Here is a 16,284-nt window from a genome sequence, read left to right as displayed (position 1 = left end):
TGCAGCGATCTGCACAGTTGGGTCCGTCAGGTATGAGTCCGCAGGTTCGGGCCGTGATGCCGGACCTGCCGGGTTTTCCGGTGTTGCTATAGTTTTAACGAATAGCTTTCCAGGAATATTTCATTGGTGTGGCATGACGGCCGCGCCCTATGCTCCCGCCGCAGCCGCAGGTCCGCCCGCCAGGGCAAACCGCGCATCCGCTGACCCGGTGTCCCGGGCGCAGATACGGGCCAGCAACAACGACGGGCAGGGCGTTCGCGCACCTGCCCGCTAAAAACAAGCAGTACATGCGTCCTGGGAGGGAGCACCATGTCAGTGCAACATCGCCACATTCCGGCAGGCCGGGCTGTGGGTCAGCGTTCGATCCGTGATTTCCGCCGCTCCGTGATGGCCATCAGTGTGGCTACCTTGTTGAGCGCGCAGGCCTATGCGCAGGATGCGACCACCACTGCCGCACCGGTATCGGATGCGACCACCCAGCAGCTGGACACGGTGCAGGTCACCGGTACCCGCAGCAGCGTCACCAAGGCGCAGCTGGTCAAGCAGAACGCCGAGCAGATCGTCGATTCCATCGTTGCCGAAGACATCGGCAAGCTGCCCGACAACAACGTCGCCGAAGCGCTGCAGCGCATTTCCGGCATTCAGATTTCGCGCAACTACGGCGAAGGCAGCTCGATCGCCATCCGCGGCCTGACCCAGGTGCGCACCGAGCTCAATGGCCGCGACATCTTCACCGCCAACGACGGCCGTGGCCTGAGCTTCGAAGACGTGTCGGCCGAGTTGCTCGGCGGCGTCAACGTGTACAAGAACCCGTCGGCCGACATGATCGAAGGTGGCCTGGGCGGCACCGTCGACCTGCGCACGCGCCTGCCGTTCGACTATGAAGGCCGCAAGATCGCCGGCAGCGTCCAGTACAACTATTACGACCTGGCCGACGACGGCAAGCCGGCGTTCTCGGGCCTGTTCAGCGATCGCTGGCAGACCGGCATCGGCGAGATCGGCATCCTGGTGAACTATTCGCAGCAGAAGAGCCCGTTCCGTCAGGACACCATCTCGATCGAGCCGTGGTATACCCAGACCGATCTGCCGGGCTACGAAGGGCAGGGCGTGTCGGTACCGCACGGTGCCGGCATCAACACCACCGTCGGTGAGCGCGAGCGCAAGACCGGCGCGTTTGCGATGCAGTGGCGCCCGAACGATTCGGTCGAGGTCTACACGCAGGTGCTGCGTTCGGACTACGACTTCAGCTGGCAAGATTATTCGTTCTTTGCGCTGACCCAACAAAATCCGATTCAAGGATTGCCCGGTATCCAGGTCAACGGTCGCAACGAATTCGTCAATGGCTCGTTCCAGAATGTGCCGACCGAATCCAACACCAGCTTGACCGAGCGTCACTCGGTGACCACCGATTACTCGCTGGGTGCCAAGTGGACGGTCAACGAAAAGCTGACCCTGAGCACCGACTTCCAGTACGTTGATGCCACCACCAAGGGTACCCGGTACATCTTAGCAACCGGGCAAGACACCAGCCCGCAGTTCAACGTCGACTTCCGTGGCACGCTGCCGCGCCTGTCCGTCACCGATGCCAGCGGCTCAGAGGGATATCTAGCCGACGTCAACAACTACGACGGCTGGCGCTACCACCTGGACAACAAGGACGACAATGAAGGTACGGAGTTCGCCTGGCGTTCGGACATGGACTTGGCGTTCGATAGCGACTTCGTGCGTAGCTTCAAGGCGGGTGTGCGTTATACCGATCGCGATGCCGAAACAAAAGGCAACGTGTGGCGCTTCATGTGTTTGAACACCGCCTGCGGTGCTGCGACCGACTCGCCATTCGCGGCTTTCCCCAGCATCGGTCTCACGAACAATCCAATTACCGATTTTTTCCGCGGACAAAGCAACACTTTTGGACGCACGCTGACAGCAGCCAATTCGGCAGTGTCAAACTATGAGCAGACTCTGGCCACGTTTGGCGCCAGCCCGCTTGTATTTGCACCCAACAACATCAACACGCAGAACGAAAAGACCTACGCGGCGTATGGTGTACTGCGTTTCGGCGTGGATGGCGACATCCCGTTTGACGGCAACATCGGTGTGCGCGTTGTGCGTACTGAGGTAGGTTCACAAGGGGTGAGAACCGGAACGGATTCGGAGGGCGGCGGTTTGATCCCAGTCGATGTTCAACGCACCTACACTGACGTGTTGCCTAGCTTGAATTTGCGTTGGATGCTCAGTGATCAGCTGCAGTGGCGCTTCGCTGCCTCGCGTGGCATTTCCCGCCCGACGTTTGATCGACTCAATCCTAATTTGAGTTTGGGAACCAATACCGGTGCAGGCGGCTCGACGTTTATTGGCAGCGCGGGTAACCCGGATCTTGAGCCTATGAAAGCCGATCAGTTCGACACTGCGTTGGAATGGTATTTTGGGCAAGGCTCCATGGTGTACGGCACAGCTTTCTACAAAAAAGTGGAGGGCTTCATCGCCAGCGCGGTGTTTGATGAGACCTATGGTGGGCGTCCCGCAGAGATCACCCGCCCGGTCAACGGCGATGCCGGCAAGATCCGTGGTGCTGAGCTGGGCTATACGCAGTTCTTCGACTTCCTGCCGGGCTGGCTGAGCGGCTTCGGCCTGCAGACCAACTACACCTACGTCGACAGCGAGGCGCCGAGCCCCACTGCTACCGACACCAATGGCCAGGCGCTGACCGTGCCGCTGGAAGGCCTGTCCAAGAACAGCTACAACGCGATCCTCAGCTACGAAACGGCGCGCTTCCAGGGCCGTGTGGCCTACAACTGGCGCAGCGACTGGCTGGTGACCACCGCGGGCAACGGCACCGGCAACCTGCCGGTCTACAACAAGGGCTTCGGCCAGCTGGATGCCTCGCTGCGTTTCAACATCAATGATGTGTGGTCGATTTCGCTGGACGGCGTGAATCTGCTCGATACCCGTCGCGAAAGCTACCTGGGTAACGAGTCGCGCTACCGCGACTTCGTGATCAACGATCGTCGGTATGGCCTGACGTTGCGGGCCAGCCTGTAGAACGCGCCGTAGGAAGTGCGTCTCCGGTCCGGCGAGCTGTGCAGGCAGCTCGTTGGGCCGGTGTTTTTCCTATCGATGGCCACGCCATCGATCGCGAGGGGAGCCGGAGGAATGATCGCCGTAATCGATCCGCCTACTAAGCGCCGCCTTTTCGCAGCACACGCGTGGCTGACTGCTGTTTGCCTGACGCTGGTGTTGCTCTTCATGACGTCCACCGTGGCTGCGGCCGAGCCCGCCACGCCAGGTCCCTATCAATGGCGTAGCGTCGCCATCGGCGGTGGCGGTTTTGTCACCGGCGTGCTGTTTCATCCTGCCGAGCGCGATCTTGCCTATGCCCGTACCGATGTCGGCGGTGCGTACCGCTGGGACGCGCGAACGCAGCAGTGGGTGGCACTGACCGACTGGTTAGGCGCCGACGACTGGAACCTGATGGGTATCGATGCCTTCGCCATCGATCCTGCCAACCCCGAGGCCATCTACCTGGCTGCCGGGACCTACATGCACGAGCGTACCGGCAATGCAGCCGTGCTGCGATCGTTCGACCGCGGCCGCAGCTTCGCGCGCGCCGATCTGCCGTTCAAGCTCGGCGGCAATCAATTGGGGCGCGCCAACGGCGAGCGGCTGGCGGTGGACCCGCACGATGGCCGCGTGCTGTTGCTGGGTTCGCGTGATGCCGGCCTGTGGCGCAGCAACGATCGCGGCGCGCACTGGGCGCGGGTGGAGGGATTTCCGGCCGAGGCATTGGCCGGCGCCACGGCGCGCAACCATGTCGGGCGCGAACAGGCGGTGGGGATCGCCTTTGTGGTGTTCGACGCCGCCAGTGGCCGCGCGGGTGCTCCCACGCCGCGGATCTACGTCGGCGTGTCCACCGCGCAGACCAGTCTGTATGTTTCCGAGGATGCCGGCCGCAGCTGGTCGGCAGTGCCCGGGCAACCGCAGGGGCTGCGTCCCAGCCATATGGAAGGCAGCCGCGACGGGCACTGGTATCTGAGCTACGGCGATCAGCCCGGCCCGGATTTGATGGCCGGTGGCGCGCTATGGAAATACACCCCCGCGCAGGCGCGCTGGAGCGAGATCAGCCCGATCGCGCAACCGGCCAATGGCGACGGCTTCGGCTGGGGCGCGGTGGCGGTGGATCCGCAACAGCCGCAGGTGATACTGGCCAGCACCTTCCGTCGCCGCACGCCGCGCGATGAGCTGTTTCGCAGTGTCGATGGCGGCAAGCACTGGACGCCGCTGTTGGCCGACGCGGTGTTCGATCACAGCGCCGCGCCGTGGACCTCGCATGCGAGTCCGCACTGGATGGGCGCGCTGGCCATCGATCCGTTCGACAGCAACCACGCCCTGTTCGTCACCGGTTACGGCATCTGGGCCTCGCGCAACCTTCAGGACTTCGCCAGTGCGCAGCAGCCACTGCAGTGGTGGTTCCAGGACCGCGGGCTGGAAGAAACCGTGCCGCTGGATCTGCTCAGCCCGATGGCCGGTGCCCATCTGCTCAGCGCGCTCGGCGACATCGATGGATTTCGCCACGACGACCTGAATACCGCACAGCTGCAATACGCAGGCCCGCGTCTGACCAATGGCGAAAGCATCGACGCCGCCGGACAGGTTCCGATGACGGTGGTGCGCAGCGGCACGGTGCGCGACCGTCGCAACAACGAGATCCGCGCGCTGGTCTCGCGCGACGGTGGCGCGCACTGGGAGGCGTTTGCCAGTGAACCGCCGGCCGGGCAGGGCGCAGGCACCATCGCGATTGCGGCAGACGCCTCGCAGGTGATCTGGGCGCCGCAGGGCGGCGGCAACTGGCGCACGGCCACGATGGGCAAGCAGTGGCAGCGCGTGCAGGGGCTGCCGGACACCGCGGTCGTGGCGGCCGACCGCGTCGATGCGCAGCGCTGGTATGCCGTCGACACCGTCAGCGGTGGCCTGTATGCAAGTACCGATGGCGGGGCCAGCTTCCGCAACACCGGGCAGCAGGTCGGCAATCCGGCACGCGATGAGCGCGCCCGCCCGCAACTGCGGCCCGATCCATGGCGTGCCGGCGTGGTGTATCTGGCCAGCCCCTCGCTGGGCGTGATGCGGTGGCAGGACGGACGCCTGCAGACCCTGTCCAGGCCCGACGAAGCGCGCTCGCTGGGCATCGGCAAGCCGCTGCGTGACGGGGCGCCGCCGGCGCTCTACCTGGCCGGCCGCGTGGACGGCGTGGATGGCGTGTTCCGTTCCGACGACGAAGGCGCGCACTGGCTGCGCATCAACGACGATGCGCACCGCTTCGGCAAGCCCTATAGCGTCACCGGCGACCCACGACGTCACGGTCGGGTGTATTTCGCCACCGGTGGGCGTGGCATCTTCTACGGCGACCCACGATGAGCGCTGCATGCCTGCGCGCGTCATCGCGCTGTCGTACCGTGACCGCCTTCATCCCCCGCCGAACCGTTGCGCGCCGACCGGCCGCGCCGACCCTGGAGATCACCGCATGACCGTTCCTTTCGTTCGCCGCGCATGCCTGCTGGGTCTGGCCCTGGCCAGCCCACTCGCGCTGGCCCAGCCGACGCTGCCCTTGCTGTTCGCCGATGGCGCGGTGTTGCAGCGCGACCAGCCGATGCCGGTGTGGGGCTGGGCGACGCCGAAGGCGACCATCACCGTCAGCTTCGACGGCAAGCGCGCCACCGCCAAGGCCGATGCGGCCGGGCAGTGGAAGGTCCGGCTGCCCGCGCACACCGCCGGTGGCCCCTACGTGCTGCGTGTGCAGGGCGACGGTGGCGACGTGCAGGTGCGCGATGTGCTGGTGGGCGACGTGTGGCTGGCCAGCGGGCAATCGAACATGGAATGGCCGCTTGCCCAGGCCAGCGATGGCGCACAGGCGGTGGCCGCGGCCAACGACCCGCAGCTGCGCCATTTCAAGGTGCCCAAGTCGTGGTCGGTGCAGCCGGAAGCACGCCTGACCGGCGGCGACTGGAAGGCGGCCACGCCGGCCAATGCCGGTGAGTTCACTGCGGTTGGTTACTTTTTCGCCAAGGAGCTGCGTGCCATCACCGGCGTGCCGATCGGCATCGTCAACAGCACCTGGGGCGGCAGCGCCATCGAAGCATGGATGGATGCCGCATCGCTGGGCCTGAATGCCGCCCAGAACCAGGGCGCGATCGAGGCGATCAAGCAGCGCGATGCTGCCGCGCAGGCGGCCACCGGCAAGCGCATCGCGCGCTGGCCCAAGGTCGATGGCGACATGCCGCAGTGGCGCGAATCTGATTTCGACGACAGCGACTGGGACAGCATCCCGACCACCCAGCAATGGGAAGCCAGCGGCTATGACGGCATGGACGGCATCGCCTGGTATCGCACCACGGTGACCCTGAGCGCTGCCGAGGCCAAGGCCGGCATAGCGCTGGGCGTGGGCCAGATCGACGACTCGGACATCACCTACGTCAACGGCCAGCAGGTCGGCACCACCGAGAAGCAGTGGAACCTGCCGCGCGTCTACCGCGTGCCGGCGTCCGCATTGCATGCCGGCGTCAACCACATCGCGGTGCGCGTGGAAGACCTCAGCGGCGGTGGCGGCATGCATGGCCCGGATGAACAGCGCTTCGTGCAGACCAATGTCGGCGCCAAGCGCGCGTTGAGCGGCTGGAAATTCCGACCCGCCGCGGTGCGGGTGTCGTTGACCGACAACAAGAACCAGCTGCCCACGCTGCTGTACAACCAGATGATCCATCCGCTGCAGCCGTTCCCGGTCAAGGGCGTGATCTGGTACCAGGGCGAGACCAATGCCAGCGAGGCCGGCGCGGTGAAATACCGCGAGCAGTTCGCCGCGATGATCCAGCAGTGGCGCGCCGAGCGTGGCGACAAGACGCTGCCGTTCCTGTGGGTGCAGCTGGCCAACTTCAAGGCCGGCGGCGACAAGGGCGAGCTGAGCCCGTGGGCGCTGCTGCGCGAGTCGCAGTCCAAGACGCTGGCACTGCCGGCGACGGGGCAGGCGGTGATCATCGATATCGGCAACCCCACCGACATCCATCCCACCAACAAGCGCGATGTGGGGCATCGCCTGGCGCTGGCCGCGCGGCATGTGGCCTATGGCCAGACGCTGGTGTACAGCGCGCCGGTGTTCAAGCGGGCGAGCTTTGACGGCGGCAAGGCGGTGCTGAGTTTCGACCTGCAGGGCAGCGCATTGCAGGTGCGCGGCGGCGCTGCAGTGCAGGGCTTTCGCATTGCCGGCGCCGATCAGCGCTTCCATCCGGCCACTGCGCAGATCGATGGCGACCGCGTGACCGTGCGCAGCGATGCGGTGCCTGCACCGGTGGCAGTGCGCTACGGCTGGAGCGAGAACCCCGAGGACGCCAACCTGGTCAATCGCGACGCCCTTCCTGTTTCCCCCTTCCGCACCGATACCTGGTGACACGGAGTCTTATGTCCATGCATTCCCCCGTTACGCGTGTGATCTCTTCGTCCACTGCACGCCGTTGTCTGCGTCCGCTCCTGCTGTCTGCGTTGACGCTGGCGCTGGCGGCCTGTCAGTCCGGCGAGCAGGACACCAGTGCAAGATCCGGCGCAGCCACACCGGCCGCCAACACCGCCGCCACGCCGGCAGGCGGCGCAGCAGCGCCGGCCGCGCAGACGCCGATGCCGCAGTTCGTCAGCAAGGACGGCAAGCATGCGTTGATGGTCGACGGTGCGCCGTTTTTGATCCTCGGCGCGCAGGTCAACAACTCCAGCAACTATCCCGGCGTGATGGACAAGGTGTGGCCGGCGATCCAGGTGCTGGGCCCCAACACCGTGCAGGTGCCGATCGCCTGGGAACAGGTGGAGCCGGAAGAAGGCAAGTTCGATTTCTCCTTCGTCGATACGCTGCTCACCCAGGCGCGCGAACACAAGGTGCGCCTGGTGCTGCTGTGGTTTGCAACCTGGAAGAACAACGGCCCGCAATACGCGCCGCATTGGGTCAAGACCGACAACCAGCGTTTCCCGCGCGTGGTGACGCGCGAAGGCAAGTCGATTGGCTCGCTGTCGCCGCATGCGCAGGCCACCCTGGATGCCGACCGCAAGGCGTTCGTCGCCTTCATGCAGCATCTGAAGAAAGTTGACCCGCAACACACCGTGATCATGATCCAGCCGGAGAACGAGGCGGGCACCTATGGCAGCGTGCGCGACTTCTCGCCGATGGCGCAGAAGCTGTTCGACGGCCCGGTGCCGGAGGAACTGCTCAAGCGCCTGAACAAGCAGCCCGGCAGCTGGGCGCAGGTGTTCGGTGCCGATGCCGATGAGTTCTTCCATGCCTGGTCGATCGGCCGCTACATCGACCAGGTGACCGAAGCCGGCAAGGCCGAATATCCGTTGCCGATGTACGTCAACGCCGCGCTGCGTGGCCCGTTCAATCCCGGCCAGCCCGGCCAGTACGCCAGCGGTGGCCCCACCGACAACGTCCTGGATGTGTGGAAGGCCGCCGGCCCGCATATCGACCTGCTGGCCCCGGACATCTACATGCCCGAATACCGCATGTACACCACGGTGCTGGAGCGCTACGCGCGGCCGGACAATGCCTTGTTCGTTGCCGAAACCGGAAACCGCCCCGAGTACGCGCGCTACCTGTTCCCGACGCTGGGCCACGATGGCATCGGCTGGTCGGCGTTCGGCATGGATTACACGCGCTATTCCAACTATCCGTTGGGTGCCAAGCACGTCAACGAAGAAACCCTGGCACCGTTCGCGCTGGGCTTTGACCTGGTCAAGCGCGGCATGCGCCCGTTCGCCAAGGCCGCGTCGGAAGGCAAGCTGCACGGCACCGCCGAAGAACCCGGCCAGGCCGTGCAGGAGCTCAAGCTCAACGACCGTTGGAGCGCCACCATTACTTACGGCGTGCCGCAGTTCTGGTTCAAGGGCGAGCCGCCGGGCAACCCGGAGCCGATCGGTGCTGCGCTGATCGCCGAGCTGGGCCCGGACGAGTTCCTGGTCACCGGCTACCACGCGCGCGTGACCCTGCACCCGGCCAGCGAAGCGACCGCCAACATGATTTACGACCGCGTCGAAGAGGGCGTCTACGAAGGCACGGACTGGAAGTTCGAGCGCAACTGGAATGGCGACCAGACCGATTACGGCGTCAATTTCTCCAGCGCGCCGCAGCTGCTCAAGATCAAGCTCGCCACCTTCAAGTAAGCGTGGGTGACACCCGCTGCGCCGGCGTCATGCCGGCGCAGCAGATGCGACCGACGCGGCATGGTGCACCGATGCACCTGGCCGCTACCACGCTCACCGGACGACTGCCTGCAACGCGGTTGACCACACCATCATCAAGACCACGCAACGCTGCCCCCGCAGCCTGTTTCGCAATTCAAAGGGAGTGACCATGCAAACCACCATCCGTTCCGCCGGCAACGTGCCCGCCAACCGGCGTACACCGCTGGCCCATTGCCTGGCGTTGTCGCTGGCCCTGCTGGCCAATGCCGCGCATGCGCAGGAAGTCCGCAAGGCCGCCGATGGCGTCACCGTGGTGCCGAGCGCCAAGGGCGCTGCGCCGGTGCGTCTGCAGGTGGTCGATAGCGGCATCATCCGCGTCAGCGCGGACCCGGACGGCGACTTCGCCCGCAGCCCCAGCCTGATGCGCGTACCGGTGCAGGGCGACACCGCCTTCCAGGTGGCCGAGCAGGGCGACAACGTGCAGCTGAAGACCGGCAAGGTCACCGCCACCGTCTCCACCGTCGATGGCCATGTCAGCTTCGCCGATGCCAACGGCAAGCCGGTGCTGGCCGAAGTGGCCGGCGGGCGCAGCTTTGCGCCGCTGAAGGTGGAAGGCAAGCAATACCTGAGCGTGCGTCAGCGCTTCCAGTCGCCCGATGACGAAGCGCTGTACGGCTTCGGCCAGCACCAGCAGGGCTGGATGAACCAGAAGGGCCGCAACGTCGAGCTGCAGCAGAACAACATCGACATGGCGGTGCCGTACCTGGTGTCCAGCCGCAACTACGGCCTGCTGTGGGACAACAACTCGATCACCCGCCTGGGCGACCCGCGCGGCCTGCAGCCGCTGCCGAAAACGCTGAAGTTGTACGACGCCAAGGGCAAGGCCGGCGCGCTCACCGCACGCTATGCGATCAACGGCAAGCAAATCCTCGAACGCCGCGAGAGCGAGGTGAACTACCAGTACCTGAGCGATCTGCCCAAGTATCCGAAAAAGGCGATCACCAAGGACAAGAACAGCCGCATGCAAGTGACCTGGGAGGGCGAGATCGAAGCGCTCACCGGTGGCGAACACACCTTCTCGCTGTATTCGAGCGAATACGCCAAGTTGTATGTGGACGGCAAGCTGGTGATCGACCGCTGGCGCCAGAACTGGAACCCGTGGAATCACGAATTCAAGCTCGATCTGGAACCGGGCACGCGCCACACCGTCAAGATCGAATGGGACCTGATCGACCCCAGCTACATCGCGTTGCTGCATCGCGACCCGCTGCCGGCTGCCGAAGCGAAGGACCTGTCGCTGTGGTCCGAAGCGGGGCAGATGATCGACTACTACTTTGTCTCGGCCGACTCGTACGACCAGGCCGTGGCCGGCTACCGCGAACTCACCGGCAAGTCGGTGATGCTGCCCAAGTGGGCCTATGGCTTCTGGCAGAGCCGTGAGCGCTACAAGAGCCAGGACGAGCTGGTGGGCGCGGTGGCCGAATACCGCAAGCGCAAGCTGTCGCTGGACAACATCGTGCTCGACTGGTCGTACTGGCCGGAAGACGCCTGGGGCTCGCATGATTTCGACCCCAAGCACTTCCCGGATCCGGATGGCATGGTCAAGGCCGTGCACGACATGCACGCGCAGATCATGATTTCGATCTGGCCCAAGTTCTATCCCACCACCGCCAACTACAAGGAACTGGACGCTGCCGGTTTCATGTTCAAGCGCAACGTGGAGGTGGGTGAGCTGGACTGGATCGGCAAGGGCTACAAGAACTCGTTCTACGACCCGTATTCGGAAAAGGCCCAGGCCATCTTCTGGCGTCAGGTCAACGAAAAGCTCAACAGCAAGGGCTTCGATGCCTGGTGGATGGACGCCGACGAACCGGACGTGCATTCCAACCTGGACATCGCCGAGCGCAAGGCACGCACCACGCCCAATGCGCTGGGCTCGTCCACCGAGTACTTCAACTCCTATCCGCTGCCGCACACCCACGGCGTCTACGTGGGTGATCGCGCGGCCGACGACAAGCGCGTGTTCATCCTCTCGCGCAAGGGCTACGCCGGCACGCAGCGCAACGCGGTGGCGGTGTGGAGCGGCGACATCGTCTCGCGCTGGGATGACCTCCGCGAGCAGATTTCCGGTGGCGTGAACATGGCGCTGTCGGGCCTGCCCAACTGGACCTTCGACATCGGCGGCTTTGCGGTGGAGAAGCGCTACGAGAACCAGGACCCGGCGCATTTGCCGGAATGGCGTGAGCTCAATACGCGCTGGTTCCAGTTCGGTGCGTTCGTGCCGATCTTCCGCTCGCACGGCCAGTTCCCGTACCGCGAAATCTGGAACATCGCCCCGGAAGGCACGCCGTTCTACGAGAGCATGGCGTACTACAACCGCCTGCGTTACGCATTGCTGCCGTACATCTACAGCCTGGCCGGTGATACCTACCAGCGCGATGGCGTGATCATGCGCGGCATGATGATGGACTTCCCCAACGACGCGAAGGCGCGCGACATCAACGACCAGTACCTGTTCGGCCCGGCATTCCTGGTCGCACCGGTCACCAGCTTCGGTGCCACCTCGCGGCAGGTGTATCTGCCGGCCGGCACCAGCTGGCTGGATTTCGCCACCGGCAAGCGCTATGAGGGCGGCCAGAGCATTGAAGCCGCCGCGCCGATCGAACGCATGCCGCTGTTCGTGCGTGCCGGCTCCATCGTGCCGACCGGCCCGGTGCAGGAATACGTGGACCAGATCCCGGATGCGCCGCTCACCGTGGTGGTCTACACCGGCGCCGATGGCCAGTTCTCGCTGTATGAGGACGACGGCAAGGGCTATGGCTACGAGAAGGGCGAGTTCAGCCGCATCCCGCTGGTCTGGAACCAGGCCAAGGGCGAGCTGAGCATCGGCAAGCGCGAAGGCAGCTGGACCGGCATGCAGGCCAAACGAACCATCAACGTGCGCTTCGTCGATGGCCCGCGCGACGACGCCGGCGCACTCGCGCCCAAGACCGACACCACCATCCAGTACGACGGCAAGCCGGTCAGCGTGTTGCAGCGCAAGATTGCGTCCGGCAAAGCGCGTCGTCGATGATCGCAGGCTGTCTTCAGTCGATGAGCAAGCAGATGCCGGAACGCCGCAAGGCAGTCGCGGGCGGTTCCGGTGATGCAGCACGGCGGTGGCCGTGCTGACCCGTCGCGAACTGTGCAAGGCAACCGGGGCCGCACTTGCGGTCCTGGGCGCCGCGCCGGTGGCTGCACAGGCGGCGCGTGCTGCAACCGCCGGCGGTTTGCCAGCGGTGGCGCCCGTCGGTGCCTTGCAGCTGTGGTATCGCGAACCGGCCAATGAATGGGTGGAGGCCTTGCCGGTAGGCAATGGCCGGCTCGGTGCGATGGTGTGGGGCGGTATTGCCCACGAGCGTCTGCAACTCAACGAAGACACCTTGTATGCGGGCGGCCCCTACGATTCCACCAGCCCGGACGCATTGGCGGCGTTGCCGCAGGTGCGCGCGCTGATCTTCGCCGGGCGCTATGCAGAGGCCGAACAACTGGCCGATGCCAAGCTGCTCTCGCGCCCGCTCAAGCAGATGCCGTATCAACCGCTGGGCGACCTGTTGCTGGATTTCGATCGTGCCGACGGCATCAGCGCGTACCGGCGTCAGCTCGATCTGGACACCGCCGTGGCCACCACCACGTTCCGCTCCGGCGGTGCGGTGCACACGCGCGAGGTGTTCGTTTCGGCGCAATCGCACTGCATCGTGGTGCGCTTGTCGTGCGACCGGCCACGCGCCATTTCCCTGCGCGTGGGCATCGACAGCCCGCAAAGCGGCGAGGTCACCGCGGAGCAGGGCGGTTTGCTGTTCAGCGGCCGCAACGGCAGCTTCGCCGGCATCGAAGGCAAGCTGCGGTTTGCATTGCGGGTGTTGCCGCAGGTGAAGGGCGGCACGGTGACCGCGTTGCGCGACCGTCTGCGCATCGAGGCGGCCGATGAAGTGGTGCTGCTGCTCACGGCAGCCACCAGCTACCAACGCTTCGATGCGGTCGATGGCGATCCGCTTGCATTGACCGCAGCAAGTTTGAAAAAAGCCGCCAAACTGGATTTCCCGTCGCTGTTGCGTGCGCATCTGGCCGATCATCAACGCCTGTTCCGGCGCGTGGCGATCGACCTGGGCACCAGCGACGCGGCACGCCTGCCCACCGGCGAACGCGTGCAACGCTTTGCAGGCGGCGACGACCCGGCACTGGCCGCGCTGTATCACCAGTACGGCCGTTACCTGTTGATCTGCAGCTCGCGGCCCGGCACCCAGCCGGCCAACCTGCAGGGCATCTGGAACGACCTGATGCAGCCGCCGTGGGAAAGCAAGTACACCATCAACATCAACACCGAGATGAACTACTGGCCCAGCGAGGCCAACGCGCTGCACGAGTGCGTTGAACCGCTGGAATCCATGCTGTTCGATCTGGCCAAGACCGGCGCGCATACCGCCAAGGCGCTCTACGACGCGCCCGGTTGGGTGGTACACAACAACACCGATCTGTGGCGCCAGGCCGGCCCGATCGATGGGGCCAAGTGGAGCCTGTGGCCGATGGGCGGGGTGTGGTTGCTGCAGCAGCTGTGGGACCGCTGGGATTACGGCCGCGACCGCGCGTACCTGGGCAAGATCTATCCGCTGTTCAAGGGCGCGGCGGAGTTCTTCGTTGCCACCCTGGTACGCGACCCGCAGACCGGGGCGATGGTCACCAACCCCTCGATCTCGCCGGAAAACCAGCACCCGTTCGGTGCGGCGGTGTGCGCCGGGCCGACCATGGATGCGCAGTTGTTGCGTGACCTGTTCGCGCAGTGCATCGCCATGAGCAAGCTGCTCGACGTGGATGCGGATTTCGCCCGGCAGCTGACCACGCTGCGCGAGCAGTTGCCGCCCAACCGCATCGGCAAGGCCGGCCAATTGCAGGAGTGGCAACAGGATTGGGACATGCAGGCGCCGGAGATGCAGCACCGGCATGTCTCGCATCTGTATGCCCTGCATCCGTCCAGCCAGATCAACCTGCGCGATACGCCCGAGCTGGCCGCCGCAGCCAGGCGCACGCTGGAAATCCGTGGCGACAACACCACCGGCTGGGGCATCGGCTGGCGCTTGAACCTGTGGGCGCGGCTGGCCGATGGCGAGCATGCGTATCGCATCCTGCAATTGCTGATCTCGCCCGAGCGCACCTACCCGAATCTGTTCGACGCACATCCGCCGTTCCAGATCGACGGCAACTTCGGCGGCACCGCCGGTATCACCGAAATGCTGTTGCAAAGCTGGGGCGGCAGCGTGTTCCTGCTGCCCGCATTGCCCAGCGCATGGCCGCGCGGCAGCGTGCGCGGCCTGCGTGTGCGCGGCGGTGCCAGCGTCGATCTGGAATGGGACGCCGGTCGCTTGCAGCAGGCACGGGTGCACAGCGATCGTGGTGGGCGTTATCAACTGTCCTACGCCGGGCAGACCCTGGACCTGGAACTGGGCGCAGGCCGCACCCAGCAGGTGGGACTCAACAACAACCGATTGGTGAAGCAATGAGCTTGTACGTAGGACTGGACGTGGGCACGCAGAGCGTCAAGCTGGTGGCCTACGACGCGCAGGACCGCGCCGTGGTCGCCACCATCGCAGCGCCGATGGAGCTGATCAGCCGCGACGACGGCACCCGCGAGCAACAGGCGCAGTGGTGGATCGATGGCATCGTGCATTGCTTTGCGCAGCTCGATGGCGAGCAGCGTGCGCGCGTGCGCGGCATTTCCGTCTCCGGCCAGCAGCATGGCTTTGTGCCCGTGGCCGCCGATGGCAGCGTTACCGCACCGGTCAAGCTGTGGTGCGACACCAGCACCGCGCCGGAATGCGACGAGATCATGGATGCGGTCGGCGGCGCGGCAGGCAGCGTCGCAACCGCGGGCAACCCGATCATGGCCGGCTACACCGCCTCCAAGTTGCCGTGGACGCGCAAGCACCGTCCCGAGGCGTACGCCGCGATGGCCACGGTGATGCTGCCGCACGACTACATCAACTTCTGGCTCACCGGCGAGCGCTTTGCCGAAGTCGGCGATGCCTCCGGCACCGGCTGGCTGGACGTGCGCACGCGCCAGTGGTCCGAGCGCATGCTTGGCGCGGTGGATGCGCAGCGCGACCTGCGTGACGCATTGCCACCGCTGGTGGAAACCGGCGCGGTCTACCCATTGTCCGATGCCGCGGCCGAGGCGTTGAATTTGCCGGCTGGCGTACGCGTCACCACCGGCGGTGGCGACAACATGATGGCCGCCATCGGCACCGGCAACGTGGTGCCGGGCCGCCTGACCATGAGCCTGGGCACCAGTGGCACCTTGTTCGCCTACGCCGATCACCCGGTGGTGGACGACGAGGCACGCTGGGCGGCGTTCTGCTCGTCCAGCGGCGGCTGGCTGCCGCTGATCTGCACGATGAACTGCACCGTCGCCACCGAGGCGGTGATGCGCATGTTCTCCATCACCCGCGACCAGACCGAAGCGATGATCGCCGACACCGCGCCGGGCGCCGACGGCCTGGTGTTGCTGCCGTTCTTCAACGGCGAGCGCACGCCCAACTTGCCCGATGCACGCGGTTGCCTGTTCGGCATGGACCTGCACAACACCACCGCCGCGCATTTCTATCGCGCCGCCATGGAAGGGGCGACCTACAGCCTGCGCAACGGCTTCGACGCCTTCGTGGCGGCCGGCTTGCAGTTCGACACCATCCTGCTCACCGGCGGCGGCAGCAAGAGCGCGCAATGGCGGCAGATGGTCGCCGACGTGTTCAACCTGCAGGTCGTGGTGCCAACCCAGCCCGAAGGCGCGGCCTTCGGTGCCGCGCTGCAGGCCCTGTGGGCCTGCGACCGCGACGATGGTGGCGATGCCGCGCTGTCGGATGTGGTGCTGGAGCACCTGCAGGTGGACGATACGCTTGCCGCGCAGCCCGACCCGCAGCGCGTGGCCCAGTACCAGCAGCATTACCAGACCTTTCTCAAGCACCTGCAGGTCGTTAGCCCGCTCTACGCCGGCTGAGCGACACGCTTTTTTCTACAACTCCCCCAGCAGCAAGGACATCACAC

7 protein-coding genes are annotated in these 16,284 nt (G+C 65.4%); all 7 read left to right on the top strand.

Translation table 11 applies throughout. From position 1 onward, the window contains the following. Window positions 1-309: 309 nt before the first annotated feature. The 7 genes from OZ10_RS02180 to xylB all read left to right on the top strand — a co-directional run bounded on the left by OZ10_RS02180 (window position 310) and on the right by xylB (window position 16,237). Entirely contained in the window at window positions 310-3,042 is a 2,733-nt protein-coding gene (locus OZ10_RS02180; RefSeq protein WP_039563819.1) for a TonB-dependent receptor, read from the top strand. 111 nt (window positions 3,043-3,153) lie between these two features. After that, window positions 3,154-5,412 carry a sialidase family protein gene (locus tag OZ10_RS02175; protein ID WP_039563817.1) on the top strand — a complete coding sequence of 753 codons (2,259 nt, stop codon included), beginning with the start codon at window positions 3,154-3,156 and terminating at the stop codon, window positions 5,410-5,412. 106 nt (window positions 5,413-5,518) lie between these two features. Further along, window positions 5,519-7,435, top strand: a complete 1,917-nt coding sequence (locus tag OZ10_RS02170; RefSeq protein ID WP_039563816.1) for a sialate O-acetylesterase — start codon at window positions 5,519-5,521, stop codon at window positions 7,433-7,435. Window positions 7,436-7,446: 11 nt separating this feature from the next. Next, a complete protein-coding gene (gene galD / locus OZ10_RS02165; protein ID WP_039563815.1) occupies window positions 7,447-9,189 on the top strand; it encodes a GH35 family beta-galactosidase GalD in 1,743 nt (580 codons plus the stop codon). Between the two features lie 190 nt (window positions 9,190-9,379). Next, on the top strand, window positions 9,380-12,283 hold the full coding sequence (locus OZ10_RS02160; protein WP_039563814.1) for a TIM-barrel domain-containing protein: 2,904 nt from the start codon (window positions 9,380-9,382) through the stop codon (window positions 12,281-12,283). Window positions 12,284-12,374: 91 nt separating this feature from the next. Next, window positions 12,375-14,747: a glycoside hydrolase family 95 protein gene (locus tag OZ10_RS02155; RefSeq protein ID WP_039563834.1), complete on the top strand. Its 2,373-nt coding sequence runs from the start codon at window positions 12,375-12,377 to the stop codon at window positions 14,745-14,747. Then, window positions 14,744-16,237, top strand: a complete 1,494-nt coding sequence (gene xylB / locus OZ10_RS02150; RefSeq protein WP_039563813.1) for a xylulokinase — start codon at window positions 14,744-14,746, stop codon at window positions 16,235-16,237. The genes OZ10_RS02155 and xylB overlap by 4 nt, the downstream gene beginning before the upstream one ends. Window positions 16,238-16,284: the final 47 nt, after the last annotated feature.

It is taken from the genome of Xanthomonas cannabis pv. cannabis (assembly GCF_000802365.1).
GTDB lineage: Bacteria > Pseudomonadota > Gammaproteobacteria > Xanthomonadales > Xanthomonadaceae > Xanthomonas > Xanthomonas cannabis.
Note: the sequence above shows the minus strand (reverse complement) of the source record. Positions and strands in the feature narration are given on the sequence as shown.